Annotated in this window: 22 protein-coding genes; 5 read left to right on the top strand and 17 right to left on the bottom strand. The window is 68.8% G+C overall.

All coding sequences use genetic code 11. The features are described 5' to 3' along the window. Nucleotides 1-115: 115 nt before the first annotated feature. Both ACSMFO_RS13725 and ACSMFO_RS13720 read right to left on the bottom strand, forming a co-directional pair. Nucleotides 116-2,041 (bottom strand): glycosyltransferase, encoded by a 1,926-nt coding sequence (locus tag ACSMFO_RS13725; RefSeq protein ID WP_436458897.1) that lies wholly within the window; start codon nt 2,039-2,041, stop codon nt 116-118. 6 nt (nt 2,042-2,047) lie between these two features. Next, the gene (locus tag ACSMFO_RS13720) at nt 2,048-2,530 is read right to left on the bottom strand and encodes a GtrA family protein (protein WP_038507536.1); all 483 of its coding nucleotides are present in this window, start codon (nt 2,528-2,530) and stop codon (nt 2,048-2,050) included. A gap of 101 nt (nt 2,531-2,631) precedes the next feature. Here ACSMFO_RS13720 and ACSMFO_RS13715 point away from each other — a divergent pair, with 101 nt between their 5' ends. Continuing rightward, nucleotides 2,632-4,002 carry an FAD-binding protein gene (locus tag ACSMFO_RS13715; protein WP_436458896.1) on the top strand — a complete coding sequence of 457 codons (1,371 nt, stop codon included), beginning with the start codon at nt 2,632-2,634 and terminating at the stop codon, nt 4,000-4,002. Next, entirely contained in the window at nt 3,999-4,754 is a 756-nt protein-coding gene (locus ACSMFO_RS13710; RefSeq protein WP_436458895.1) for a decaprenylphospho-beta-D-erythro-pentofuranosid-2-ulose 2-reductase, read from the top strand. Before ACSMFO_RS13715 ends, ACSMFO_RS13710 begins: the two co-directional genes overlap by 4 nt. 95 nt (nt 4,755-4,849) lie before the next feature. On the opposite strand, the gene ACSMFO_RS13705 is transcribed toward ACSMFO_RS13710, so the two are convergent. The 5 genes from ACSMFO_RS13705 to glf form a co-directional block, all read right to left on the bottom strand. Then, nucleotides 4,850-6,355 carry a hypothetical protein gene (locus tag ACSMFO_RS13705; RefSeq protein WP_436458894.1) on the bottom strand — a complete coding sequence of 502 codons (1,506 nt, stop codon included), beginning with the start codon at nt 6,353-6,355 and terminating at the stop codon, nt 4,850-4,852. 38 nt (nt 6,356-6,393) lie between these two features. Further along, on the bottom strand, nt 6,394-6,762 hold the full coding sequence (locus ACSMFO_RS13700; protein ID WP_073846051.1) for a hypothetical protein: 369 nt from the start codon (nt 6,760-6,762) through the stop codon (nt 6,394-6,396). Between the two features lie 98 nt (nt 6,763-6,860). Continuing rightward, nucleotides 6,861-7,820 carry a decaprenyl-phosphate phosphoribosyltransferase gene (locus ACSMFO_RS13695; RefSeq protein WP_360134627.1) on the bottom strand — a complete coding sequence of 320 codons (960 nt, stop codon included), beginning with the start codon at nt 7,818-7,820 and terminating at the stop codon, nt 6,861-6,863. Further along, nucleotides 7,817-8,332: a phosphatase PAP2 family protein gene (locus tag ACSMFO_RS13690; RefSeq protein ID WP_037333445.1), complete on the bottom strand. Its 516-nt coding sequence runs from the start codon at nt 8,330-8,332 to the stop codon at nt 7,817-7,819. The genes ACSMFO_RS13695 and ACSMFO_RS13690 overlap by 4 nt, the downstream gene beginning before the upstream one ends. Then, nucleotides 8,325-9,551, bottom strand: a complete 1,227-nt coding sequence (gene glf, locus ACSMFO_RS13685) for a UDP-galactopyranose mutase (protein ID WP_436458893.1) — start codon at nt 9,549-9,551, stop codon at nt 8,325-8,327. The genes ACSMFO_RS13690 and glf overlap by 8 nt, the downstream gene beginning before the upstream one ends. Nucleotides 9,552-9,633: 82 nt before the next feature. Here glf and ACSMFO_RS13680 point away from each other — a divergent pair, with 82 nt between their 5' ends. Continuing rightward, entirely contained in the window at nt 9,634-11,643 is a 2,010-nt protein-coding gene (locus ACSMFO_RS13680; RefSeq protein WP_436458892.1) for a DUF6541 family protein, read from the top strand. Nucleotides 11,644-11,923: 280 nt separating this feature from the next. On the opposite strand, the gene ACSMFO_RS13675 is transcribed toward ACSMFO_RS13680, so the two are convergent. Continuing rightward, entirely contained in the window at nt 11,924-12,817 is an 894-nt protein-coding gene (locus ACSMFO_RS13675; protein WP_436458891.1) for an LLM class flavin-dependent oxidoreductase, read from the bottom strand. A 66-nt stretch (nt 12,818-12,883) separates the two neighbouring features. Here ACSMFO_RS13675 and ACSMFO_RS13670 point away from each other — a divergent pair, with 66 nt between their 5' ends. Next, complete coding sequence (locus tag ACSMFO_RS13670) at nt 12,884-13,699, top strand: HAD family hydrolase (RefSeq protein WP_228694834.1); 816 nt, start codon at nt 12,884-12,886, stop codon at nt 13,697-13,699. Between the two features lie 192 nt (nt 13,700-13,891). On the opposite strand, the gene ACSMFO_RS13665 is transcribed toward ACSMFO_RS13670, so the two are convergent. Genes ACSMFO_RS13665 through ACSMFO_RS13655 form a run of 3 tightly spaced genes read right to left on the bottom strand, consistent with a single transcriptional unit; the run spans nt 13,892 to nt 17,723 of the window. Further along, on the bottom strand, nt 13,892-14,626 hold the full coding sequence (locus ACSMFO_RS13665) for a lysophospholipid acyltransferase family protein (protein WP_038507515.1): 735 nt from the start codon (nt 14,624-14,626) through the stop codon (nt 13,892-13,894). A gap of 53 nt (nt 14,627-14,679) precedes the next feature. Next, a complete protein-coding gene (gene wsfD, locus ACSMFO_RS13660; RefSeq protein ID WP_436458890.1) occupies nt 14,680-16,116 on the bottom strand; it encodes a glycan biosynthesis hexose transferase WsfD in 1,437 nt (478 codons plus the stop codon). After that, complete coding sequence (locus ACSMFO_RS13655) at nt 16,113-17,723, bottom strand: hypothetical protein (RefSeq protein ID WP_436458889.1); 1,611 nt, start codon at nt 17,721-17,723, stop codon at nt 16,113-16,115. Before ACSMFO_RS13655 ends, wsfD begins: the two co-directional genes overlap by 4 nt. Before the next feature lie 260 nt (nt 17,724-17,983). On the opposite strand from ACSMFO_RS13655, the gene ACSMFO_RS13650 reads away from it, so the two are divergent. Then, nucleotides 17,984-19,921: a DUF6541 family protein gene (locus tag ACSMFO_RS13650; protein ID WP_436458888.1), complete on the top strand. Its 1,938-nt coding sequence runs from the start codon at nt 17,984-17,986 to the stop codon at nt 19,919-19,921. Nucleotides 19,922-20,198: 277 nt separating this feature from the next. Here ACSMFO_RS13650 and ACSMFO_RS13645 read toward each other — a convergent pair whose 3' ends face one another. The 6 genes from ACSMFO_RS13645 to ACSMFO_RS13620 are packed head-to-tail and all read right to left on the bottom strand — an operon-like array spanning nt 20,199 to nt 25,868. After that, nucleotides 20,199-21,170 (bottom strand): lysylphosphatidylglycerol synthase transmembrane domain-containing protein, encoded by a 972-nt coding sequence (locus ACSMFO_RS13645; RefSeq protein WP_436458887.1) that lies wholly within the window; start codon nt 21,168-21,170, stop codon nt 20,199-20,201. A gap of 34 nt (nt 21,171-21,204) precedes the next feature. Then, the gene (locus tag ACSMFO_RS13640) at nt 21,205-22,449 is read right to left on the bottom strand and encodes an acyl-CoA reductase (protein ID WP_436458886.1); all 1,245 of its coding nucleotides are present in this window, start codon (nt 22,447-22,449) and stop codon (nt 21,205-21,207) included. Next, a complete protein-coding gene (locus ACSMFO_RS13635; RefSeq protein ID WP_436458885.1) occupies nt 22,446-23,498 on the bottom strand; it encodes an acyl-protein synthetase in 1,053 nt (350 codons plus the stop codon). The genes ACSMFO_RS13640 and ACSMFO_RS13635 overlap by 4 nt, the downstream gene beginning before the upstream one ends. Continuing rightward, nucleotides 23,495-24,904 carry an AMP-binding protein gene (locus ACSMFO_RS13630; protein ID WP_436458884.1) on the bottom strand — a complete coding sequence of 470 codons (1,410 nt, stop codon included), beginning with the start codon at nt 24,902-24,904 and terminating at the stop codon, nt 23,495-23,497. The genes ACSMFO_RS13635 and ACSMFO_RS13630 overlap by 4 nt, the downstream gene beginning before the upstream one ends. Beyond that, nucleotides 24,904-25,629 (bottom strand): SDR family NAD(P)-dependent oxidoreductase, encoded by a 726-nt coding sequence (locus ACSMFO_RS13625; RefSeq protein ID WP_436458883.1) that lies wholly within the window; start codon nt 25,627-25,629, stop codon nt 24,904-24,906. The genes ACSMFO_RS13630 and ACSMFO_RS13625 overlap by 1 nt, the downstream gene beginning before the upstream one ends. Continuing rightward, nucleotides 25,629-25,868: an acyl carrier protein gene (locus ACSMFO_RS13620; protein WP_037333479.1), complete on the bottom strand. Its 240-nt coding sequence runs from the start codon at nt 25,866-25,868 to the stop codon at nt 25,629-25,631. The genes ACSMFO_RS13625 and ACSMFO_RS13620 overlap by 1 nt, the downstream gene beginning before the upstream one ends. Between the last annotated feature and the right edge of the window lie 8 nt (nt 25,869-25,876).

Below are 25,876 nucleotides of genomic sequence, written 5' to 3'. Positions count from 1 at the left end.
AGGCTACCCTTACTTGACCTCTTGTCGCCCGTCCCCGAACGCAAGGAAAGGCTCTTTCCTTGCAAAATTTGCAAGGAAAGAGCCTTTCCTAGCACGCGAGTGACGCGAAGCGCGCTTACAGCTCGTAAAGCCGCTTCCAGTTGTCCCGCGAGGTCAGCTCGGGCATGGAGCGCTTGTACTGCTCCTGCACCGCCGCGCCTTCCTTGCGGAGCCGCTGGATCACCTTCGCGCCCCGGCGCGCCAGGTCGAACATCTTCGCGCGGTCGTACGAGCGGACTCGCACGCCTTCCTGCGAAGCGTCGGTGACGACGGCGGTGTCGAAGGTCGCGACGTGCCACCAGTGGGCCTCGTCGATCGGGATCGCGCCGAGCGAGTGGCGGCTGCGGCCGAGCACCCGGTCGAGGATCCGCTTGATCAGCACCAGGCGCTGCATGCTGGGCCGCGGCGCGCTGTTGATGATGCCGATGTCGTTCGACGCGATACCCGGGACGTCGGTGGCCTTGTGCCGTTTGGTCTCGGGGTACTCGTCGCGGATCCGGCGGATCTCCTTCATCGCGGCGACGCCGCCGTCACGCAGGACCTCCGGTCCCTCGAGGAAGTCCTCGACGGCCTTGATCAGCGTGGCGGACAGGCCGTACTGCATGCCGAGCAGGTACCGGACCAGCTGCGCGATGAGCACGCGCGAGAGCAGGTTCAGGTTGAACGGCGAGTGCAGCGCGGCGGTGATGATCGAGTTCCGCAGGTTGAAGTAGCGGTGCCACTCGTCCCAGTCCTTCCAGTGGAAGTCGGCGTGCCAGACGCCGGCGCCCGGAAGGGTGACCGTGGGGAAGCCGTGCGCGCGGGCGCGGTAGCTGTACTCCGCGTCGTCCCACTGGAAGAAGAACGGCAGCGGGTAGCCCGTGGCCTTGACGACCTCGTACGGGATCAGGCACGACCACCAGCCGTTGTACCCGGCGTCGAGGCGGCGTTCCTGGCGGTTCGGCTTGAGGGTCTCCTCGTCGACGCCGAGCAGGTCGGCGGTCGAGAGCGAGTGCGGCACAGGCTGGCCGGGCTCCAGCGTGTTCAGCCGGGCGTACTCGGCGCCGACGTGCAGCTGGTTCGGGTGCAGCAGGTTCAGCATCTGCCCGCCGACGATGACCGGGTTGACCGTGCGGTTGGAGAACGCGGTCATCCGGATCACCAGATCCGGCTCCAGCAGCACGTCGTCGTCCATGAACAGGACGTTCGCGTGCTCGGTCTCGGTGTGCCCGGCGACCTCGTAGAGGCCGCGGGTGAACCCGCCGGCACCGCCGAGGTTCGGCTGCTTGATGTAGTGCAGCTTGTCGCCGAGGTCCTTGGCGACCTGCTCGAAGCCGTCGCGCGATTCGACGAGGTCGGTGCCCTGGTCGGCGACGTAGATCGCGTCGAGCGTCTCCAGCGAGGAGACGTCGGCGGCGAGCGCCTGCAGGTTCGACAGGCAGTCGTCGGCGCGGTTCATCGTGCAGATGGTCACCGCGGTCGGGCGGATCTTCTCCGGCGCTTCGACCGTCCAGCGGACCTTCTCGACACGCAGCGACTGGCCGCCCTCGGTCTCGATGTCGAGCCAGAGCGCGCCGCCGTCGTAGAACTTGTCGAGCTTCGCGGTGAGTGTCATCTTCTGCTGCTTCGCACCCGCGACGACCTCGGCGGCGACGACTCGCGAGTCGCCCTCGATGTCGGAGGCGCCGACGGACAGCTGGCCGTCACCGGTGACGACGGCCTCGACCTGGACCTCGGTCACGTCGGTCCAGCGCTGCCAGTAGCTGGCGGGGAACCGGCCGAAGTACGTGTTGCCGGACACCTTCGACGCGGGCTCGATGGAGATGCCCCCGCGCTCGCGCACGGCGGTACCCCATTCGAGTTCGGCGTAGAGGTCCTTGCTGACGATGGGGGCCGGGCCGGCGTAGAGCCCGCGCTGCGCGGTGAGACGGCCCTGCGGGGTGCGTTCCGCGAAGCGGGTGTCGTCGACAGTGCTCACCATGGCGCTCGGGGCCTCTCCGGTGACGGCGGCTTTACCGGGCATGAATCCTCAGTTCTCCTCTGTGCTGGTGGCGGTGGCGCGGGGCTCACGGAAGACGACCCACTTGAGCATGACGAAGTTGATCACGGTCGCGGTTGCCTGCGAGACGACCCAGCCGAAGGTGGCCTTCCAGGCCGACTCCGGCAGGACGTGCAGCATCGTGCGGTTGACGCCGACGGCCACGAGGAACGTCACGGCGTACAAGAGCACGAAGCCACCGATCTGACGCGCGCCCTCCTGACGTCCACCGGCGAAGGTGAACTTGCGGTTCAGGAAGAAGGCGGTGGTGGTGCCCACGATGAAGCTGAGCGCGCGGGCGATGTCCACCCACGGCGTCACGTCCATTCCGAGGGCACGAAGCCCCTGGTAGACGCCGAAATCGACCAGGGCGCAGAAACCGCCGATGAGGCCGAAGCGGATGAGCTGCCCGAGCAGCCCAGGGGAGGACGGCGCTGCTGCCGTCACGCCGGCTTTCGGGTCGGTCGCCACCACTGCTCTACCTCATAAACTGCTGGGGCTGATGCGCAAAGTGTAGAAGCGAGCACTTCAGGGTCACGTTCCGGGCAGTGTTCGGCGTGGTTACCCTGGTCGGCGTGACCCAAGCACCCAAGACACAGCGGCAGTCGCTCATGGGCTGGGCAAGGACGTCGCCGAGTATCGCGAACGTCCTGAGCACCCCCGACGTGGAAGCCATCGCCCGCGCGGTGACGCGGGCCGGGGAACGCGGGGTCATCGCGCGTGGTCTCGGCCGCTCCTACGGCGACCCGGCGCAGAACGCGGGCGGCCTGGTCGTGGACATGACCGCGCTGGACCGCATCCACTCGATCGACCCGGATTCGGGCATCGTCGACCTCGACGCCGGGGTCAGCCTCGACAAGCTGATGCGCGAGGGCCTCCCGTACGGCCTGTGGGTCCCGGTGCTGCCGGGCACGCGCCAGGTGACCATCGGCGGGGCGATCGCCAACGACATCCACGGCAAGAACCACCACTCGGCGGGCAGCTTCGGCAACCACGTGGTGTCGATGGACCTGGTCACCGCCGACGGGCAGGTGCGCACGATCACGCCGGACGGCCCCGACGCGGAGCTGTTCTGGGCGACCGTGGCCGGCATCGGCCTGACCGGCATCGTCGTCCGCGCCAAGATCCGGATGACGAAGACGGAGACGGCCTACTTCAAGGCCGACATCCAGCGCACCGCGAACCTCGACGAGACGCTGGCGCTGGTCACCGACGGTTCCGAGGACAACTACACGTACTCCTCGGGCTGGTTCGACTCGATCTCCAGGGGCGCGAAGCTCGGCCGCGCCGCCTTCCAGCGCGGCTCGCTCGCGAAGCTGGACGAGCTGCCGCCCAAGCTGCGGGCCGACCCGCTCAAGTTCAACCCGGGCACCCTGGCGACCCTGCCGGACGTGTTCCCGAACGGGCTGGCGAACAAGCTGTCGTTCTCCGCGATCGGCGAGCTGTACTACCGCAAGACCGCGAAGAACGCGCGCGACCAGATTCAGAGCCTGACCGCCTTCTACCACCCGCTCGACCTGTTCGGCGAGTGGAACCGGGCGTACGGCTCCAAGGGTTTCCTGCAGTACCAGTTCAGCACGCCGCTGAACGCGCACGAGCCGCTGCGCCGGATCATCCAGAAGGTCGCGGATTCCGGGCACGTGTCGTTCCTCAACGTGTTCAAGCAGATGGGCGAGGGCAACGCGGCGCCGCTGTCGTTCCCGCACCCCGGCTGGATGGTCTGCCTCGACTTCCCGATCAAGGACGGGCTGAGCCGGTTCTGCCAGGCACTCGACGACGACGTGCTCGCGCTCGGCGGCCGCTTGTACACGGCGAAGGACTCGCGCACCTCCGCGGAGAACTTCGCGAAGATGTACCCGCGGCTCGAGGAATGGCGCAAGGTCCGCGCTTCCGTTGACCCCGAAGGCGTTTTCGCCTCTGACATGTCCCGAAGGTTGGAACTGTGATCGACGCTGTGGGCAACCCCCAGTCCCTGCTGCTGCTCGGCGGCACCTCCGACATCGCGCTCGCGATCGCGGAGAAGTACCTGGCCGAGAAGCCCCTCCGGGTCGTGCTGGCCGGACGCCAGTCGCCGCGGCTCGACGCGGCCGCGCAGCGCCTGAAGGACAAGGGCGCCGAAGTGTCCACCGTGGACTTCGACGCGAAGGCACTGGACACCCACCCCGCCGTGCTGGACAAGGCCTTCGAGGGTGGCGACATCGACGTCACCGTCGTGGCGTTCGGCCTGCTCGGCGACCAGGAAGAGCTGTGGCAGGACCACGCGAAGGCCGTCGAGGCGGCGACCGTGAACTACACGTCCGCGGTGTCCGTCGGGGTCGCGCTGTCGAACAAGCTCAAGACGCAGGGACACGGCAAGGTCATCGCGCTGTCCTCGGTCGCCGGTGAGCGGGTCCGCCGGTCGAACTTCGTCTACGGCTCCTCCAAGGCCGGTTTCGACGGCTTCTACCTGGGCCTCGGCGAGGCGCTGGCGGAGTTCGGCGTGCAGATCACCGTCGTCCGGTCCGGCCAGGTCCGGACCAAGATGACCGAAGGCCTCAAGGACGCCCCGCTGACGGTGGACGTCGAGCAGGTCGCCGAGACCGCCGTCGCCGCCTCGCGCGCCGGTAAGGAACTGGTGTGGTCGCCCGCGCCGTTCCGGCTGGTCATGTCGGCGCTGCGGCACATCCCCCGGCCGATCTTCCGGAAGCTGCCGATCTAAGGCCGACCCCGGACCCGCTCCCACCCTCGCGTTTCGTCCTCTGGATGCGGTAGTTGGCATCGCGAACTACCGCATTCAGAGGACGAAATGCGGGGTCAGCGGGCCGGGAGGAGGTACAGGCTTTGCGTGCCCATCCACGGCGAGTGGATGGTCCAGGTCGCCAGGGCGTTCGCGGGCGGGGCCTTGCTGGTGGTGGCCAGCACCAGATCCGGCGTCGCGGGCGGGACGCTGTGGTCGAAGAACCGGAAGTTCGCCGCCAGCAGCGCCTTCCCCAGTTCACTGCTGCGGTTCTTCGTCTCGATGATCGCCGGATCGACGGAGCCGCGGTCGGAGAACTGGTCGACGATGTCGCAATCGCACGAGTACGCGAGCGCGCCGACCTCCCCCGCGCTCTCCACCTTGCGCCCCTTCGTCAGTTCGCCCAGTTGCGAGCCGATCGCGCGGTATTCGTCCGACGCGGCGTGATTGCTGGTGATCGGCGCGAACCGGCGCGGCAGTTCGGGAGCGGCGTAGGCGACGGCGCTCGTCAGCAGGAACGCACCCGCGAGGATCCCCGTCCCAAGCCGGGCCCGGCGGGGTACCGCGCAGGCCGCGGCGGCGAGGAAGACCGTCGCGCCGACGATGCTGGGCGCGTAGTACCAGTGGTACGGCGGGACGTTCAGCCAGCAATAGGCCAGATAATGCGCCGCGCCGGCGATGGCGAGGGTCGCGAACGGCAGCAGACGCTTCGCCCGCTCCGAGCCGCGCCGGAAGTGGAACGTCCACAGTAGACCGGCGAGCGCGCCGATCACGAGCGGCAGGAAGGAAAGTGTCGCCGCCACCGGGAAATTGCGCCAATACAGCAGCGGGCCGTTGGTGAAGCTGAACGGTCCCCACGACCGCTGCATGATCTTGATGACCAGGGTGTCCGGCACCGCCGAACCCAGCACCAGCCAGCTGAACCCGAACCACGGCAGCATCACCGCGAGCGCGGCGAACGTCATCCGCCAGATGCCCACCCAGAATTCGCGGCGCCCGAGGAACAGCACGAACGCGATCAGCAGCAGATCGATCCGGATCAGCGCGATCAGGCCGATCATCGCGCCCGCGGCGGCGGGCCGTCGTTCGTGCAGGAACACCATCGTCCAGACGACAGCCGTCGCGCCCATGGCGACTTCGAGGCCGATCGACGACAGCAGCAGCGGGTTCACCAGCAGCAGCCCCAGCGCGAGCGGGGCGAACCAGCCCGAGAGGCCGGTCGCGGCGCCGATCCGGCGGAGGCCGAGGACGAGCGCCACCTGGCTCGCGACGTAGACGATCCCGGCGGCGAACACGGCGTCTCGCACGATGAAGGTGACGAGCGCCAGCACGAGGACGTTCAGCGGCGACGTCGCGGTGTTGGCGGTGCCTTCTTCGATCAGGCCCCAGTGGCCGTGGAAGGCGAGGTTCTTCGCGTACGAGAGCGTGATGTACGTGTCGTCGATCAAATGCCCGCTGACCAGCACGAACACCAGGGCCGACGCCACCGCCGCCCCGGCCGGGAGCACCCAGGGTCGGGTAAGGACGGCGGCTCCCGGCAGCGCACCGGAAGCCTGGGGCAGATCAGCGGAGGCGCTTCGCATCACGAACACCGTACACGGTGCCGTGATGATTCCGTTATCTACCCGCCGTGGCGCTGGTCACGCCAGCCGGGGCCGTCACGGAAGTCGCGATCCATGCCGTGGCCGCCGGGGCCACGGTGTTCACGGGAGAAACCGGGCCGGTCGCCGTCGCGGGAGGCCAGTCCGACGGCGGTGCCGATGATGCCGCCACCGAGGACGAAGCCGAGTACGCCGACCGCGACCAACTGCGTCGCGCGGTGCCCGGCGAAGCGGCGGAAACCGCCCTTCGCGGGCGGAGCCTGCTGCGCCGGAACCCAGCCCGGCGGCGGGCCCGCGGGCGCGGCGGCCGGGGTCTCGGCGGGTTTCTCGGCGGCGGGCTGCTCGACCGTCTTGTCCTCGTCTTCGGACGGCCGCTGCTGGTCAGTCATCTTTCGCTCCTCAGGCTGATGGGGGCGGGCTGTGTGCCCGCCCCCATCACCGAGGATGCGTGCGCTTCCTATGGATGCGCTGTGTGTGAGCTGTCGAATCAGAGATAGAACGACAGGAACAGCGTGACCACCCAGCTCGCGCCGAGCACCTGGAGCACGCGGTCCTTGAGCGCGATCTCCTCCGGCTCGCCCGCGTTGCCGCCGTCGACGTCGACGGCGTAGCGCAGGACGGCCACCACGAAGGGGACCATCGAGACGACCGCCCAGACCGAGTCGTGCTCGACCTGGCGGATCTCGAACGCCCACAGGCAGTAGGACATGATCAGGATCGCCGCGGACGTCGCCCAGACGAACCGCAGGTAGCTCGCCGAGTACTTCTTGAGCGAAGACCGGATCTTCGCCCCGGTGCGCTCGAAGAGCATGATCTCGGCGTAGCGCTTGCCCGCCACCATGAACAGCGAGCCGAACGCGGTGACCAGCAGGAACCACTGCGAAAGCGCGATACCCGCGGCCACACCACCGGCGATCGACCGCATCAGGAAGCCCGAGCCGACGATGGCCAAGTCGACCACCGGCTGGTGCTTGAGCCCGAAGCAGTAGCCGAGCTGGACGGCCTCGTAGACCGCCAGCACGACCGCGAGCTGCCAGCTGGCGAAGAACGAGATGCCGAGACCGGCGGCGAAGAACACGGCCGCCGCGACGAACGCCACCGGCACCGGCACGATCCCGGCCGCGATCGGCCGGTTCCGCTTGGTCGGGTGCGCGCGGTCAGCCTCGACGTCGATCGCGTCGTTGATGAGATAGACCGAGGAGGCCACCAGCGAGAACGCCGCGAAGGCGATCAGCGCGGCGATCAGCAGGCCGGTCCGGTCCGTCGACTTCGAAAAGGCGAAGAACGGTGCGGCGAACACCAGCACGTTCTTCACCCACTGGCGCGGGCGTGCCGTTTTGATGATGCCGCCGACGAGACCGCCGGCGACCTTCTTCGGCTCGGCGGCCTCGGCCACGGGTTCTACGTCGTCAGGCTTGGAATCGGCCTTCTCGGTCGTTTCACTCATCGTCGCTTCAGCTTCCTACGTATCAGGCCGCCGACTACGCCCCCAAGGGCCGCTCCGGCCAGAACGTCGGTCGGGTAGTGGACGCCGAGCACGAGCCGGGAGGCCAGCATCGGCGGTACCAGGGCCGGGACCAGGTTACGCCCGGTCAATCCGGAGTAGAGCACCGCCGCCGCCGTAGTCGAGGTCGCGTGCGAGGACGGGAAGCTCAGCTTGCTCGGCGTGGAGACCAGGACCTCGACGCTCGGGTGGTCCGGTCGCGGCCGCCTGACCACGCGTTTCACCGCGATGGACGCGGCGTGCGCGCCGACGACGCCCGCCGCCGCGACCAGCCAGTCCTTGCGGCGCTTCTTGTCGACCGCGGCCCCGACGAGCCCCAGCGCGAACCAGCCCGCGCTGTGCTCGCCGAAGTGCGAAAGACCGCGTGCCGCCTTAACGGTGACGTCGCTCTTCAGGACGCCCTGAGCCTTCGCGAGTACAGCCACCTCGCCGGTGGGGGCGCCCTTCTCAAGCATCGAGGGACCCATCGAGAGGCGCGCCATCGGTGAGGTGCGGCGCGATCTTGTTGTCGAACGCGGACAGCGCCGAACCGATGGCCATGTGCATGTCGAGGTACTTATAGGTACCGAGACGGCCGCCGAACAGCACGTTCTTGGCCTTGGCCTCGGCCTTCGCCAGCTCGCGGTAGGCCTCGAGCTTCTCGCGGTTCTCCGGGGTGTTGATCGGGTAGTACGGCTCGTCGGCCTCGCCGGCGAAGCGGGAGTACTCGCGGAACACGACCGTCTTGTCGTTCGGGTAGTGCTTGCGCTCCGGGTGGAAGTGCCGGAACTCGATGATCCGGGTGTAGGGCACCTCTTCGTCGTTGTAGTTGACGACCGAAGCTCCCTGGAAGTCACCCGTCTCGACGACCTCGGATTCGAAGTCCACCGTGCGCCAGGTGAAGCGGCCCGCGGAGTAGTCGAAGTAGCGGTCCAGCGGCCCGGTGTAGACGGTCGGGGTGCCGGCGGGGATGTGCTTTCGGACGTCGAAGTAGTCGACGTTCAGCCGCACCTCGATGTTCTCGTGCTCCGCCATCTTCTCGAGCCACGCGGTGTAGCCGTCGACCGGCAGACCCTCGTAGGTGTCGTTGAAGTAGCGGTTGTCGAAGGTGTAGCGGACCGGGAGCCGGGTGATGATGTCGGCGCCGAGGTTCTTCGGGTCGTTCTCCCACTGCTTGGCCGTGTAGCCGCGGATGAACGCCTCGTAGAGCGGGCGGCCGATCAGCGAGATGGCCTTTTCCTCGAGGTTCTGCGCGTTCGCGGTCTCGAACTCCGACGCCTGCTTGGCGATCAGCTCGCGGGCCTCGTCCGGCGTGTGCGACTTGCCGAAGAACTGGTTGATCAGCGCCAGGTTCATCGGCAGCGGGTACACCTGACCCTGGTACTTGCCGAACACCCGGTGCTGGTAGTTCGTGAAGTCGGTGAAGCGGTTGACGTACTCCCACACACGCTTGTTGGAGGTGTGGAACAGGTGCGCACCGTAGCGGTGCACCTCGATCCCGGTCTCGGGCTCGGCCTCGGAGTAGGCGTTGCCACCGATGTGGTGACGCCGCTCCAGCACGAGGACCTTCTTGCCGAGCTCGGCCGCGGCCCGTTCGGCGACGGTCAGCCCGAAGAATCCGGAGCCGACCACGATGAGGTCGTAGCCGGTGAAATCGGCTTCAGTAATCTTGTCGGGGTTCGTGTGCGCGCTCACGGGCGTCGAGGGTACGCACGTCGACTCCGTGCCCTGCAGCGAGCACCGGTTTTCACCTTCGACAGACACATTTTAGGAAGCAGTGCCTACTCCGGACACCTTCTGGTCGTACTTCGGTGCGACCCTCACCTACCTGGCCGTCCTCGCGGTCCCCGGCGGGCTCGTCGGCCGCGCCGCGGGCCTGCGCGGCTGGGCCCTGGCGGGGCTGGCCCCGCTGCTGTCCTACACGGTAACCGGACTGGCCGGTCCGTGGCTGGCACTCGCGGGCGTGTCGTACAACCCCCTGACCGTGGCGGCCGTCACGGCCGTGCTCGCCGGACTGGGCTTCGGCCTTCGGAAGCTGGGCCAGGCACGCGGCTGGATCAAGCCGGGCGCCGAGGAGCCGCCGACGAGGTGGCACCCGCGTGCCCACTACGCCGTCGCGGCCTGCGTCGCCCTGGCCGTCGGCATCTCGATCCTCGTGGTGCTCTCGGCCCGCGGCGGCACGACGGCGGTGTTCCAGCGCTGGGACACCGTGTTCCACGCGAACGGCATCCGCTACATCGCCGAGACCGGCGACGGCTCGCTGACCGGGATGGGCACCATCAACTGGTACCCGGACGGCTCGTTCTACCCGAACGCGTATCACCTGGTCGGCTCGCTCGTGTACTCGATCTCGGGCACGACCATCCCGGTCACGCTGAACGCCATCACCATGCCGGTCGCCGGGATCTTCGCGCTGTCGATGGTCGCCCTGATCCGCCAGCTCGGCGGGCGGGCGGTGTTCGCGGGCTGCACGGCGCTGGTGGCCGCGGCGGCCACCACCGGCGCGTACGAGTCGGTGTCGAGCGGGCTGCTGCCGTTCGCGCTGGGGATCGTGCTGACGCCGCTGGCCGTGGTCGCGCTGGCCCGCTTCCTCGCGCGGCCCGGCCTCGACACCGGCTACGTGCTCGCGCTGACCGCGGTCGGCCTGCTGGCGGCGCATTCGTCGGCCCTGTTCGGCGCGCTGCTGTTCGCCTTCCCGCTGGTGGTGCAGCGCTGGTACCGCGCGCTGCGGCACAAGCCGCTCGACGGCGTGCCCGAGGGCCGCGGCGGCTGGCGGGTCATCGGCGGCGACGTCGTCAAGATGGTGCCGGTGATGGTGGGGAGCGCGCTGCTCGCGGCGCCGCACATCCTCGGCGCCCTGAAATTCACTTCGGGTTCATACCCTTATTACGCGTGGGGCTCCGACCTGCCGGTGCTGAAGTCGCTGGGGCTGCTGGTGACCTTCCGGCAGGTGCTGAGCGCCCCGCAGGTGTGGCTGACGGTGCTGCTGGCGATCGGCGCGCTGAGCCTGTTCCGGCTCGGGCGGATGCGCTGGGTGGGGCTTTCGGCGATCGGCTTCTCGGCGCTGTTCGTGCTGGTCGCCTCGTACGGCGCCGAACCGTGGGTGATCTCGCTGTCGCGGCCGTGGTGGAACGACCGGTACCGGCTGATGGCGCTCGCCGCGATCCCGCTGTGCCTGCTCGCCGGGCACGGGATGGCGGAGCTGCAGCGCTGGTTCGCCAAGTGGGCGAGCGGCCGGTCCTGGGTGAAGAGCCGTCCCGCGTTGCCCGCGAGGCTGGGGCTGGCGACCGCAGTGTTCGTCGTGGCCGCGTCGGCCGTGCTGACCAAGGGTTTCTACACCGAGTCGAACGCGCACGCGGTGTCGTTCCTGTACTACAACGGTCCCGAGGGCGAGGTCACGCCGCCGGTCAGCGCCGACGAGCTGGCCGCGATGAACGAGCTGACCAAGATGAACATCGGACCGGACGAGAAGGTGCTCAACGAGCGCTTCGACGGGACGGCGTGGCTGTACGCGATCACCGGTATCCACCCGGTCGCCGGGCACTACGACCCGGGTGTGCCGCCGCCGGACGCGAAGTACCTGGCGCTGCACTTCCGTGACTACGACACCGACCCCGAGGTGCAGGCCGCGGTGAAGCGGCTGAACATCAAGCACGTGCTGATCGGGAGCACCCCGATCAAGATCGGCGAGCCGCCGGCGCCCGGGCTGCGGGATCTGGACGGGCTGAACTTCCTGCGGAAGGACTTCTCCAACGCGGGCGCTTCGATCTACACGTTGACGCGCTGACGGCTGCTTCGCGCGGCCGGCGCGTGCAATGAAAGGTCCTTTCCTTGCAAATTTTGCGAGGAAAGGACCGTTCCTAGCATCGGCCGGGTCCACAGATAAAAGGCTCGCGTGGTCGCGGACTGCCCCTGCCGCGACCACGCGAGCCTTTCGTCCCCCATTCACCCCCGGGGTGACCCATGAGGGGTAGCCGTCGTCGGCCACACCCACTCGCTGTACTTGTTCTTCAGACGACTACTGGGCGGAACCGGTTTACCCGGCTGGCCAACGTCACCCGATCGGCCTAAGAGCTTCTTCCCTGGAGTACCGGGAGTACGTCGTTCACGACCTCTTCGAGCGTCGACTCGCGGCCGACGTAGTAGTCGCCGGACCTCGGCCAATGCGTGACGATGTCGGTGAACCCGAGTTCACCGGCCCGCCCGGCGGCGTCGGTGAACGCGCCCACGCTCTCGAGCGAGAAGACCGGCGCCGCGTCGAGGCTCAGGAACCGCTGCACGCTCGCCTTGTCCCGGCCCACGGCGTCGAGCCGCTCGTCGAAGGTCTTCACGAGCTCCGCGACCCCCTTCCACCACTCGTCCTGGGTTTCCGCCTTGACGCCGGTGGTGGCCCAGCCCGCGCCGAACCGCGCGGCGAGCGTCATCGTGCGGGGGCCGTTCGCGGCCACGAGGAACGGCAGCCGCGGCCGTTGCACACAGCCCGGCAGGTTCCGCGCACCCTTGGCCCGGTAGTACTCGCCCTCGAAGTCGAAGCCGTCGGTCATCAAGAGCCCGTCGAGTGCTTCGACGAACTCGGCGAAACGGTCCGTGCGCTGCTTGACCGACAGTTCGGGACCGTCGAGCACGGTGGCGTCGTAGTTGGTGTTCGGGACGCCCGCGCCGACGCCGAGGATGAAGCGGCCGTCGGAGATGTCGTCGAGGGTGGTCAGCTCACGGGTGAACGGCACGGGATGCCGGGCGACCGGCGATGCCACGAAGGTGCCCAGTCTGATCCGCGACGTCACCATCGCGGCCGCCGTCAACGTTGGCATCGCACTGAACCACGGGCCGTCGACGAGAGTCCGCCAGCCGAGGTGGTCGTACGTCCAAGCGTGGTCGAAGCCGTATTCCTCGGCGGCCCGCCATTTCGGCTCGGCCGCCCACCAACGATCTTCCGGAAGGATCACGATGCCTACGCGCACACCGGCAAGGTAGCGGTGCCCGCCGACACTTCGCCCGATGGGCGGATCTTCGGGGACAATGTGCCGGTGGAAAAGCCCCTCTTGATCGCCTCCGACGTCGACGGCACCCTGCTCGCCCCTTTGGAGGTCCTGTCCGAACGCACGATCGACATCGTCCGGCGGGTCACCGAGGACGGAGTCCCCTTCGTGCTGGCCAGCGGCCGTCCGCCGCGCTGGATCGCCCCGATCGCGAACCCGCTGGGCCTCACCGGCTACGCGGTCTGCGCGAACGGCGCGGTGCTCTACGAGATCGGGACGGACCGGATCGTGGCGGTCCACGGCCTGCTCGAACCGGCGCTGCTGCACGACACCGTGAGTGCTCTTGATCACGCCCTGCCCGGCTGCCGGTTCGCCGCGGAACGGGTCGGCGAGTCCGCGCAGGACCCGCGCGTCCGCAGCTTCGTGATCGAGCCCGACTACCACAATCCGTGGGGCAACCACGAGGGCGCGGAGGCGCCGCGGGCCGAGGTGCTCGGGCATCCGGCGATCAAGCTGCTGATCAGCAGGCGCGGGATGAGCTCCGACGAGATGGCGCGGGCGGCGCGTGAGGTGCTCGACGGCTCCGTCGACATCACCTACTCGACCGACACCGGCCTGATCGAGGTCGCCGCGCACGGCATCACGAAGGCGACCGGGCTGGCCGAGGTCTGCGAGCGGCTGGACGTGCCCGCCGAGCGGGTGATCGCGTTCGGGGACATGCCCAACGACGTCGAGATGCTCGGCTGGGCCGGCCACGGCGTCGCGATGGCCAACGGGCACCGCTACGTGTTCGACGTCGCCGACGAGGTGACGGGGCCGAACTCCGAAGACGGCGTCGCGCAGGTGCTGGAGCGCTGGTTCTGAGGCGCGACGTCCATCAGATCACGCGTGTCGTCCATCCGGACACGCGTGTCGTCCGGCTGATCACGCGAACCCACCGATGAGGGGTGCGGCAAAGATGACGCGACATAGGTCGAGGCGGACACGCGTGACGGGATGGACGGTTCGCGTGACTGGACGGACGACGCGCGTGATCAGACGGACGGCACAGGCGGGCTAGCGGCCTTCGCGGTCGAGTTTCGCGGCCTCTTCCGGCGTCGGCGCGGTGCCGCCGAGGTGCGCGGGCAGCCACCAGCGCTCGTCGTCGGAGGCGGGCTTCTCCGGGTAGCCGGCCTGGACGCGGTCCACGAGCGCCGACATCCGCACGCGAAGGTCCTTCGAAAGGACTTCGGCGTCTTCGTCGGCCTTCGGGTGCATCGGCTCGCCGACGAGGATCGAGATCGGGACGTGGCGTTTGGTGAGGTCCTTCGGGCGGCCCTTGGTCCACAACCGCTGCGTGCCCCACAGCGCCATCGGCACGACCGGGACGCCCGCCTCGGCGGCCATCCGGACGGCGCCGGATTTGATGTCCTTCACGGTGAACGACCGGCTGATCGTGGCTTCGGGGAACACGCCGACGACCTCGCCTGCCTTCAGGCGCTCGACGGCTTCCCGGTACGAGGCGAGACCCGCGCCGCGGTCGACGGAGATGTGGTGCATGCCGCGCATGAGCGGTCCGGCGACGCGGTTGCCGAAGATCTCCTTCTTCGCCATGAACCGGACCAGGCGTTTCGCCGGCTGCGCGCCGAGCCCGCAGAAGATGAAGTCGAGATAGCTCACGTGGTTGCAGGCGATGACCGCCCCGCCCGTCGACGGGATGTGCTCGGTCCCCTCCACCCGGATGCGGTTGTCCAGCACCCGGAACATCAACTTCGCCGCCATGATGACGGGCGGGTAAACGAGCTCAGCCATTCGTTCAGGTTACGCTACCGTAGGGTAACCAACCTACGGTCGCGTAGGTCACATCACTCCGAGCGCTCCTGACGCGCGAAGGTCACCACCGCCAGGACGACGCCGAGCAGCGTGCAGTACAGCGCGATCACCTGGTGTTTGACGTTCTCCAGCCCGTCGCCCAGGGCCGCCAGCACGAACTGCCCGGCGGCCACGGCGAGCAGGAAGCCCAGCACGACACCCAGCGCGGTGCGCCGGGTCTTCCAGCCACGCCAGGCGATCAGGGCCCATATCGGCAGCAGGGCGAAGAAACCCAGTGGCGCCAGCAGTTTCGTCGCGGTCGAGACGATCGGGACGCGATACTCCTGCGCTTCCGGGGCGAAGCCGGCCGACTGGTCGAAGCTGCCGAGGTAGGGCGGCCGCGCGGTGAGCAGATCGCCCGCCGCGCGGTCCAGGATCTCGACGGTGCGGAAGGGATGCGTCGCGAAGTACTCGACGACGTTGCGCCTGCTGATCTGCTCGCGGTACTTCGGGTACTCGGGGTCGAGTGTCGCGGGTTTCGGGTGCCACCAGCCGTTGCCCGCGTACTGGCCGAACGAGGCGGGCAGTCCCAAGGCGGCGAGGTCGGCTTCGGTGTCGTGCCGACCGTCCACAATGGTCAAGAAGATCGTGTTGAACATGTTGATCTCCCGCGAATCGTCGCCCGGACGCGCAGCGAGAGAGCCGTCGGGCAGTTTCGCGGGCTCGACGGTCTGCTGCGCGTAGGCCGTTCCCCCGGCGAGCGCGCCGATGACGAACACCACGGGGAGCCAGCGCTTCAGGCCGTGGACGCCCGCCGGGCGGACGAGCAGCGCGGCGAGCGCGAGCAACGGCAGGATCATCAGCGTCTGGACCTTGGCGTTGACCGCGATCACGCCACCGAAAAGCAGCACGGCCAAGCCCGCGTAGCGCCACCAGCCCGGCCTCGCGGACACCAGGAGACCGCCGACGGCGAGCAGGAGACCGAGGAACGCGGCGCCTTCGCCGAGCACGGACGCGAAGTAGCCGAAGAACGCGGAGTCCGCGACGACGAGCAGCAGCCCGACAGCCGCGAAGCCGCGGACGCGGCGCGAGTACGGCAGCCCGACGACGATCAGCGCGACCGCCGCGGCGGCGAGGACGCTGGTGAGCACGCCGAGAACCACCAGGCTGAGCGTCGATTCGAGGCCGAGCACTCCGCCGATCGACCGCGCGATCCGCGCGAACCAGCTCTGGGTCAGGAGATAGGTGGCGTCGCATTCGCCTGCCGGGACGGTGTAGGCGAGGTGGACGAAGCCCTCCGGTTTGCCCTTCCACGGGATGCCCGCGCCGCACAGCACGCGGAAACCGTCACCGTTGTCGGCCATCGCGACCGGCCTCGGCACGAGGAAACGCACCAGCAGCACGGTGAGCGCGGCGGCGAACACGCCGACGCCGAACAGGCGCGACGATGCTTCGAGCGCTGCCGGTCTGCTGGGGGAAACGACACTCACGCAGGGCACGGTACGTGGCGGAAATCGGGTGAGCGGTCGAGGGCCGACCTGACCACCCGCTCCACGTCCGCCCGCAGGAACACGGTGATCCACGACGAGCTTCCTTCACGCGCGAAGGTCGCGACGCGGTACCTCGCCGCGTACGCCGGGTCGATCACGCAGGACTGCTTCGCCGCATAGCCGCTGTCGGTGATGACGGCGATCGTCGGATGGCGCCGGGAGACGACGGCCTCACCCACTTCCTCCGTCTGACCGCGGACGCCGACGATCTGCAGCTGCGTCCCGGCGTGATACGACAGCACCCCGGGCGCCGACGTGCTCACGACCGAACCGGGCGGCAGGTAGGCGTCGAGCCAGCGGCCGATCTCCTCCATCTGCGCGCCGTGGTCGTGCCAGGCGCGCACCCGGCCCAGCATCTCCGGACTGAACACCGACACCAGCACGGCGAGCCCGGACAACGTCACCGCGGCGGCGGGCATCAGCCGCATGCTCGGCGGCCGAGGCCGGGGGCTCGGCTTCGCTGTCACCATCAGCACGCCGTAGACCGACACCGCCGCCACCGACAGCAGCGGCGGGATCGGCGCCAGCAAACGCCAGGCCGGCGCGGCGTCGCCGCCGAAGAAGACCACGAATCCGGTGAGCGCGACGGCGGTGGCGAGCATCAGCCAGGTCAGCGACCGGGCTTCGGCCTCGTGCGGGGCCCGGCCGGTGCGGCGCAGCGACAGCGCCACCACCGAGATCAGGCCGAGCAACAGGAATCCTTGGTGGACCACGGAGAACCCCGACAGGTACTGCCACCCGCGGTCGATCCGGGACTGGATGCCGAGGTCGAAGGGGATGACGACCGAGGTCGGCAGGACATGGTCGTAGTAGGTCACCCGCCAGGCCGTCCAGGGCGCGGCGAACACGAGCCCGCCGAGCAGCCAGCCCACCGGCGACCACCAGGTGTACCGGCGGCGCAGGGCGGCGACGACGAGCCAGCAGCCCACCAGCACCGCGAGCAGGATCCCCGCCGGACGCGTCATCATCGCGAAGGCCACGAGCACCCCCGCGACCACCGGCCGCCGGGCGGCGAGCGCGGCGAAGACGCCGAACAGGAGCAGCACGAACAAGGGCGTCTCGGTACCGGAGCCGCCGTACGCGGCGAGGCCCCCGGCTCCGGCGACGAGCACCGCGGCGGCCACTCCGTAGGCGGGCCGCGGCTCACCCGCTGCCCGCGCGACCACCCGGTTCACCGTCACGTACGCGAGCAGGACTGCACCGAGCGTGGCGAGAATGCCGAGTACGACCGCGGAGGTCTCGATATCGGCCCCGAAAGCGGCTTTCGGCAACGCGATCACGATCATCCAGAGGAAATTCGTGTACCCCTCGATCCGCTCACCCGTGTTGAACACCGGCCCATTGCCGTCGGCGATGTTCTGGGCGTATCGGAAGGTGATGTAGGCGTCTTCCGCGATGGTCGAAAACACCAGCTGGTGCACCAGCGAGAAACCGAGGGTCAGCACCAGCGCGGCGGCGCGCCAGCCCTTGTCCACGCCGATCTTGGGCCAGGCCACCAGCACGAAGATCGCGACCGCGGACCAGGCGACGACAAGCGCGACCACCACCTGATCCCACCCTCCCGGGCCGTGCCACTCCCCTGACGAAAGACTACGGTCAAGTATCGATCACCGCGCCAAGGTGTTTCTTTCGGCGCAGTCAATTGACACGAATGGGCGAGCGATGTGTGCGCCGAGTAAACGGAGTCGCGAGGTTTTCCCCGTCGGGATGTGACTCCTTCGGGTATCGGTCCCCGGTGGTTAATCTGGCTTCCCATTCCGTTCCGCACCTCGGGGGTTCTGTGCGGATTCCCCATCCGAGGTAGCCCGTGCCCACCCACACCTCCCTGTCGGCCGATGTCCTCACCGTGGTCGTCGCGCTGCTCGTCATCGGCCTTCCCGGTCTGCTCACCGGTCTCGCCGCCGGCCTGCGCGGCTGGGTGCTCGCGGGGATGACGCCGTTGCTGAGTTACGCCATCGGCGGGCTCGCGGGACCGTGGGCGGCCACGCTCGGGCTGCCGTTCACTCCCGTGACGTACGCGGTCGCGACGGCGCTGTTCGCCGGTGTCGCGTTCGGACTGCGGCGGCTCACGCTGCGCCGGTGGCCCCCAGCGCCGGAAGAACCGCTGTGGGGACGCTCCGGGCACCTCGCCGTCGGGGCGTGCCTGCTGCTCGCGGCCGCCGTCGGGATGTACGCGGTGGTGCGCGGGATGGGCAGGCTGGACGCCATCCCGCAGGGGTTCGACGCGGTGTATCACGCGAACGGCGTCCGGCAGATCGCCGAAACCGGGGACGGCAGCCTGTTCGGCACCGGCGAGGTGAACTGGTACGGCGACGCGGCGCCGGTGTTCTACCCCAACGCGTACCACCTGCTCGCGTCCGTGGTGTATCTGCTGAGCCCGGCGACCATCCCGCTGGCCCTGGACGTGAACACCGCGCTGCTGCCCGCGTTGCTGGCGTTGTCGCTGGTCACGATGGTGCGCGTGTTCCGGGGGCGCGCGGTGTTCGCGGGCGCCGTCGCCCTGGTCTCGATCGCGCCGGTGATGGGCCTGTACGAATCGATGAGCAGGGGACCTTTGCTCCCGTTCCTGCTCGGCCTCGCGCTGACGCCGCTGGCCGCCGTCGCGGTGAAGCGATACCTCGACCGTCCCGCACCCGGCACCGGATTCGTGCTGCTGGCGGGCGCCGTCGGACTGCTGTGCGTGCACTCGTCGGCGTTGTTCGGCGCGATCCTGTTCGCCGGCCCGCTCCTGCTGCAGCGCTGGCTCGCACCCGGGGAACGGTGGCGGCGGATCGGGCGTGACCTGCGCGCGCTGGCGATCGTCGGTGTCGTCGCGATCCTCGTGGCGTGGCTGCAGCTGTTCGGCGCGATCGGGCTCGCGAGCGGCGAGGTGCCCTACCGCAGCTGGCCGGTCGAATGGCGGGCGACGACGGCGCTCGGCGCGCTGCTCGGCTTCCAGCACCACGAGCCGTATCCGCAGATCTGGCTTTCCGTGGCGTTGTTGCTGGGCTTCATCTTCTTCTCGCGCGCGGGCGCGCTGCGCTGGATCGGGGTCACGGCGCTGATCACCGGGCTCGCCTACATCGCGGTGACGTCGTCCGAGCAGCCGCTCGTGCTGGCGCTGTCCCGGCCGTGGTGGAACGACCCGTACCGGTTCATGTCGATGGCGGCGATCCCGCTGTCGATCATCGCGGCGCACGGCCTCGCCGAGACGCAGGCGTGGCTGCGGGACAACGTCGCGCACCGCAAGGTGCCCGCGTTCGCCGTCGCGGTGGTGGTGTTCGGCGCGTTCGCCTTCCTCAGCAACGGTTTCTACGCGCCGTCCAACGCGGCGAAGGTCGCGCCCGGTTACGCGAACACCCCCGGCATCGACCCGCACAAACTGCCGGTGAGCCCGGACGAGGTCGTCGCGATGGAGAAGCTCGCCGAGTTCGCGAAGCCCGGCGAGCGCGCGATGAACGACCGGCTGGACGGGACGGTGTGGACCTACGCGCTCTCCGGCGTCCGCACGACTTCCGGGCATTTCGACGAGACGCTGTCGCCGTCGGACGCGCGGCTGCTGGAGTGGCACTTCCGCGAGTACCCGTCGAACGCCCAGGTGCGGGCGGCGGTGGCGCGGCTGAACGTGCGGTGGGTGATCCTCGGGCAGTACGGCTACCCGACCGGTGCCCCGCGCCAGGCGGGCCTGCGCGACCTGGACGGGCTGAACTTCGTGACCGAGGTGTACCGGAACGCGGACGCGGTGATCTACCGCCTGAACCCCTGACCCATTTCGTACTCTGAATGCGTTAGTCGCGTGGGCAGTCGGCGTGCATGGGCTGAAGGCTCCCTTCACCGCGTCTGATGCGACGAAGGGAGCCTTCAGCCCCGGCCGGATAAGCGGACGACTCGGGGTCAGGCCCCGGCGACAGGCGTGTCGTCCATCCAGTCACACGTGTCGTCCACCTGGTCACACGCGCCGTCCCCTAAGACACGAACAACCGCCGAAGCGATGGGGCACGTCACGTGAGTGACGACCAGCTACACCGACCGCATTCAGAGGACTAATTGCGGGAGGTGACGAGGCGGGCCGAGAGGGCGGCACCGCCGGCGGTGATCAGGTCGGCGACGGTGAACATCACCCGCGACGCGATGGCGAAGGCCGTCGCCTGGACGACGGTGAGGCCCGAGGCGGTCAGCACGGCGACCTGCGCGACCTCGCGGACGCCGACCCCGCTGGGCAGGATGAACGCGAACGTCCCGACGGTCATCGCGACCGCCATCGCGCCGACGCACAGCACGAAACCGCTGAATCCCGGCGTGCCGACGGAGTTCGCCAGCAGCCACAGGTGCACACCCTGCAGCGCCCAGGCGGCCGTCGACGAGCCGAAGACCTTCCCGACGACCGACCAGCTCAGCCGGTGGTCCAGCGGCGGGCGGCGCAGGATCCGCAGCACCAGCGACGTGCCCCAGGTGAGCACGCGCGGGTGCAGCATCGCGAGCCCGACGGGGATGAGCACGAACAGCCACATCGCCCGCGGGCTGTTGCTGAACACCGCGGGGGCCGCGAGCAGCGAGACGACCAGCGCGGACACCACGCCGACGCCGAGCTGGATCAGCGAGCCGGTGAAGATCCGGGCCCTGGCGAGCCCGGCCTTGCGGCCCAGCTCCATCTGCAGCAGGTACGCCCACACCGAACCCGGCACGTACTTGCCGAGCGAGCCGACGAGGCAGATCTGCGCGCCGCGGGCGTAGCCGATCGGCTTGCCGAGGTCGTCGACCATGACCTGCCAGCCGTAGGTCGACACCATGATCGCGGCGATGAGCGCGAGCAGGCTCAACGTGGAGGATTCCCAGGCGACCTCGGACAAGGTCCGCCAGAATTCACCCCAATTGGTGACGAGTGTCTTCGCCGCGAAACCGACGACCAGCAGGATGGCGACCCAGCGGACGACGTCGAGGATCTTCGCCTTCGTGGATTTCGGTTGTTTTACCGCAACCGAAGTGTCCTCTTCGGGCGTTTCGACCGTCGTCACTGAACCTCCTCTGCTGCTACCTCGTCACCGCAGGTCAGGCCTGTACGGTCACCAAGCGGCTGAACTCGGTCAGCAGATCGTAGCCGTCCCAAATCGCGGAGAACGTCAGGGCCGAACCGAAGGGAACGACCCGGTCCACGCCGCGGCCTGCCAATTCCGTCACGAATTCCGTCAATTCTTCTTTGGTGAAGCCGAATTGACCGACGGTTTGATCTTTGCGGAGCACGATCGGAACGAGGTCGGAAAGCGTGTCGACCCGCGCGTTGGCGAAAGTGCCCGCGCCGAGCCATTCGCGCGGCAGGACGGCGGGGTCGGCCAGCTCCAGTGTCGCGATGCCGTTGCCCTGGAACTCGATGCCGTTGACGAGCCCGTCGACGGCCGCGCCGTACGCCGAAACCCGCTTCTGCACGGCCATGGCGGGCTCGGTGACGTGCTGTTTCGTCGCCAGCACCTCGGCGAGCAGCTTCCGGAACTCCTGCCCTGCTTCGCGGGCGCCGTCTTCCTCACCGACCCAGAACACCGCGCGCGGCGACGAGCAGGCGGCCTGGTCGAACCAGTACGAGTCGTTGTAGAAGCCCTCGGCGGCACCGCGGCGCTCGGCCTCGGAGGCGTTCTGCCAGCCGCGTACCGACGCGACCGCGAACGACGACCGGTCCGGGAAGGTCAGGTCGCGGGCGTGCGGCGCGAGCGGGTACTTGCGCAGCGCGGCGACCGAGGCGTCGCCGCCCCAGATCACCCGCAGATCCGCGGCCACCGACAGCGCGCCGCTGATCGTGTCGCTGCGGTCGTAGGTGACCATGCGCTGCGTCGCGGTGATCGCGGCGGCGGTGCCGGCGTCCACTTCGGACAGTGCGGCGTTCAGCGCCTCCAGCACGGTCTCGGCGGCACCGGCCGAACGCGAGGAGACGCGGACGACGTTGTGGTTGCCCGCCAAAGCCGAAAGCGCCCACGAGTACACGAAGATCGTGTCGACGTTGGCGGGCGGCACGTGGAAGACCAGCCCGCGCGGGAAGCGCAGCGCGTCGCCGGAAGTCTCCAAAGTGGACAGTGCTTTGGCGATCTCTCCCTTGCGCAGGAAGAAACCGAGAGACGCCAGCTCCGGGAAGCGGCGGGCCGTCGCGGGCGCGAGCAGCTTGCGCGCGAACTTCGTCAGGAACTCGACGACACGCGGGTCGCCGACGCGAAGCCGTCCGCCGACGGGTTCGGCCCGCAGCTCTTCGACCAGCTTGTCGACCTCGATCGCGTCGCCGAGCGGGAAACGCTGGTTGACCGTGCTCATGCCGCCGCTCCCTGGAAGGTGTCCGAGCAACCGCGGGCCTCGGCCTTGGGCAGCCTGCCCATGACCGAGAAGTGCTTGCCCGGCCAGTCGCCGTCGTCGATCCCGTTGTAGACACCGAGGTCTTCGGTGAGCAGGACGTGGCCGGGATACGAACGCGGCAGCGTGCTGACGACCTCGATCACCCCGGGCTCGCCGACCGGCTGCTCTTCCCAGGTCTCCGGGTTCCGGATCACCACATCGGCGAAATCGGGGCAGTACAACGAGTTCCCGGACGGTCCTTCGAGGAACACGGTGCCGATCTGCTCGATCATCCCGTAGTAGTTGTGGATCCGGGTGAGTCCGGTGTCCTCCTTGAAGCGACGGCGGAACTCGGTGTTGTCCACCGCGCGGTCGATCAGCTTCTTCCAGCCGCCGGAGTGGATCAGGATCCCATTGGAGAGATCCAGCTTGTGCTCGCGGGCGACCTCGTAGAGGTACTGCCACACCATGAAGGTGAAGCCGAAGATCAGGAACGGCTTGTCGCCGTAGGTCGCCAGGAACGTCTTGACCGCCTCGACGTCCGGCTGATCGTTCTCGTCGAGCACGTAGGTGTGCTTGCGGCCGAAGTTCGCCATGCCCAGCACGCCCGCGCCGCGCGCGGAGAACGAGCGGCGGTTCTTGATGATGCCGATGGTGTCGACCATCAGCATCGGCAGGCGCTCGCCGCCGAGGACCTCCTGAAGAGTGGCGCCGAGCTGCTTGGTCTGCGCGCCGGCGGCGTCCTTGTCCAGGTAGATCCGGGACGCGCCCGCGCCGGTGGTGCCCGAGGAGGTCAGCGTCTTGAAGATCTCGGACTCGGGGATGCTGCGCAGGTCGTGCGTCTTGAACATCCGCACCGGCAGCCACGGCAGATCCGCGATGGACGCGAACGACGCGTCCCGCGCGATACCGAGCGACGACAGGATGCGCTCGTAGCCTTCGGAGTTTTCACGGTGGTGCGCGGTCAGTTCGGCGAGCTGCGGAAGCAGATGCTTCTCGCGCTCGGCCTGGGACAACGTAAAGACGCTCATACCTGGGCCTCCAGCGACCGGTAGTCGATCTTGCCGCTGGCGAGCAGCGGCACGGTGTCGATGGGGCGGACGTCGAAACCGCTCGTGTGCAGGTGCAGCCGCTCGGACAGCGCCTTCGCGGCGTCCTTGCAGATGGCCTTGGCTCCGTCGCCCTCAGGCAACTCGGCGAACAGGACGACCTTGTCCCCGGCCGGGACGGCGGCCACGACGTCGATCCCCACCGAAGCCGAACGCACGGCGTGCTCGAGATCATCCAGGCTGACGCGGTTGCCGAAGACCTTGCCGATCCGCTTGAGGCGTCCGGTGATGTAGAGGAACCCGTCCTCGTCGAGGTAGCCGAGGTCGCCGGTGGCCAGCACGCCGCCGTATTCGTCGCCCGCGGCCAGCCCGGCCTCGTCCTCGGCGTACCCCATCATCACGTTGGGCCCGCGGTAGACGACCTCGCCGACGATCTTCGGATGCGTGGTCTCGGAACCGTCCTCACGCCGGATGGCGAACGAACCGCCGGGCAGCGCGGGCCCGGCCGAACCGAGCTTCTCCGCGAGCCGTTCCGCGGGGACGGTGGTCATCCGCGGCGCGGCCTCGGTCTGCCCGTACATCACGAACATCCGGCCGCCGACCTCGCGGATCTTGTCGTTGAACTGGGCGACGAGATCGTCGCGCAGCTTGCCGCCCGCCTGGGTGAGCGTGCGCAACGTCGGGTACTTCGCCGGGTCGAACTTGAGGCGCCGCAACATCTCGTAGTGGTACGGAACCCCGGCGAGCGAGGTGACCTTGTGTTCGTTGACCGCGTCCCAGAACCCGCGCCCCAGCACGCCGGAGGGCTCGATGACCACGGTCGCGCCGCGGACGAGATGCGAGTTCAGCACGGACAGGCCGTAGCTGTAGTGCAGCGGGAGGCTGGTCGGCGCGATCTCGTGGCGGTCGATACCGAGCACCTCGGCGATCGCGTCGGCGTTGGCGTACACCGCGCCGCGGGAGAGCCGGACCAGCTTCGGATTCCCGGTGGAACCGCTGGTCGGCAACAGGACCGCGAGATGCGGATGCGGCTCGACCCCTTCGGCGGACTCCCTGACCCAGTGGCCGTCGGAGACGCCGTACCCCTCGGGGGCGGGCGCGTCCGGTGCGGACAACACGGCGGCCGGGCGGAAACGCTCGATGAGCCCCGCCAGGACGTCGGCGTCCAGCGCCGGGTCGATCAGCGCGATCGCGCGACCGGCCTCGAACGCGCCGAGGTAGTTCAGCACGCTGGGCAGGTCCACCGACATCCGCGCGAACAGCGCACCGGGCGGCAGCAGCGACAACGCGGCCCCTACGCGGGTGACCTCGGTGTCGAGTTCCTCGCCCGCGAGCGTCTTGCTGCTCGTGACGTCGATCAGTCGTGCGCCCACACCCAAAAGGGTCATCAGAGAACTAATCCTCCGTCGATGCCCAGCACCTGCCCGGTGATGAACGAAGCGTCATCACTGACGAGGAACCGGATCGCGTTCGCCACGTCTTCGGGCGTCCCGAGCCGTCCGAGCGGCGTCTTGCCGATGTTCTCGGCCTTGGCGTCCTCGGTCAGGCCGGAGGTCAGGTCGGTGTCGATGACGCCGGGCGCCACCGCGTTGACCCGGATCCCGGACCGGCCGAGTTCCTTCGCGGCCGAACGCGCGATGTTCGCCACCGCCGCCTTCGAGGCCGCGTACACCGTCTGACCGGCGCTTCCGTGCTCGCCGACGATCGAAGCCAGCACCACGATGGCGCCGGTCTTCTTGCGCATCATCGCCCTGGCCGCGGCCTGGACGGTGTGCAGCGTGCCGGCGACGTTCGTGCTCAGCGTGGTGTCGACCAGTTCCTCGCGGATCATGCCGAGGAGCGCGTCCTCCATGATCCCGGCGTTGGCGACCACGATGTCGAGCTTGCCGTGCTCCTTGGCCACACCGCGCACCAGCGTCGACACGGCCTTGGCGTCGGTGACGTCCAGGGCGAGTCCGCTCGCGGCCCCCGCCGCGGCCGCCGCTTCCTTGGCCTTCGCCTCGTCACGGCCGGTCAGCACGACGGTGGCGCCCGCGTCGGCGAGCGCCCGCGCGGTGGCCAGCCCGATGCCCCGGGTGCCCCCGGTGACCAGGGCGACCCTGCCGTCCAGCATCACTTGTTCTGGAGGTCGGTCACCATGTCGACGGCGACCTTGAAGCTGGACATGTCGATCACCTGGTCGGTGTCGAATTCCACATCGAACTCGTCCTCGATGGCCGCGACCAGCGCCATGTGACCGACCGAGTCCCAGGCCTCGATGTCGCGGTACTTCAGGTTCTCGACATCGACCTCGCCGTCGAGGTCCAGCGCCTCGACGAAGACCTCACGCAGCTTGCCGGCGACTTCCGCCATGTCCGTAC

The sequence above is a fragment of the Amycolatopsis sp. w19 genome (assembly GCF_051373225.1).
Classification (GTDB): domain Bacteria; phylum Actinomycetota; class Actinomycetes; order Mycobacteriales; family Pseudonocardiaceae; genus Amycolatopsis; species Amycolatopsis japonica.
Note: the sequence above shows the minus strand (reverse complement) of the source record. Positions and strands in the feature narration are given on the sequence as shown.

Bases quoted from the DNA above. Each gene is read 5' to 3' on its own strand.
- ACSMFO_RS13725 (WP_436458897.1), bottom strand. From the start codon at position 2,041: ATGCCCGGTAAAGCCGCCGTCACCGGAGAGGCCCCGAGCGCCATGGTG.
- ACSMFO_RS13705 (WP_436458894.1), bottom strand. From the start codon at position 6,355: ATGCGAAGCGCCTCCGCTGATCTGCCCCAGGCTTCCGGTGCGCTGCCG.
- ACSMFO_RS13700 (WP_073846051.1), bottom strand. From the start codon at position 6,762: ATGACTGACCAGCAGCGGCCGTCCGAAGACGAGGACAAGACGGTCGAG.
- ACSMFO_RS13695 (WP_360134627.1), bottom strand. From the start codon at position 7,820: ATGAGTGAAACGACCGAGAAGGCCGATTCCAAGCCTGACGACGTAGAA.
- ACSMFO_RS13690 (WP_037333445.1), bottom strand. From the start codon at position 8,332: ATGCTTGAGAAGGGCGCCCCCACCGGCGAGGTGGCTGTACTCGCGAAG.
- ACSMFO_RS13665 (WP_038507515.1), bottom strand. From the start codon at position 14,626: ATGGCTGAGCTCGTTTACCCGCCCGTCATCATGGCGGCGAAGTTGATG.
- ACSMFO_RS13640 (WP_436458886.1), bottom strand. From the start codon at position 22,449: ATGAGCACGGTCAACCAGCGTTTCCCGCTCGGCGACGCGATCGAGGTC.
- ACSMFO_RS13635 (WP_436458885.1), bottom strand. From the start codon at position 23,498: ATGAGCGTCTTTACGTTGTCCCAGGCCGAGCGCGAGAAGCATCTGCTT.
- ACSMFO_RS13630 (WP_436458884.1), bottom strand. From the start codon at position 24,904: ATGACCCTTTTGGGTGTGGGCGCACGACTGATCGACGTCACGAGCAGC.
- ACSMFO_RS13625 (WP_436458883.1), bottom strand. From the start codon at position 25,629: ATGCTGGACGGCAGGGTCGCCCTGGTCACCGGGGGCACCCGGGGCATC.
- ACSMFO_RS13620 (WP_037333479.1), bottom strand. From the start codon at position 25,868: ATGGCGGAAGTCGCCGGCAAGCTGCGTGAGGTCTTCGTCGAGGCGCTG.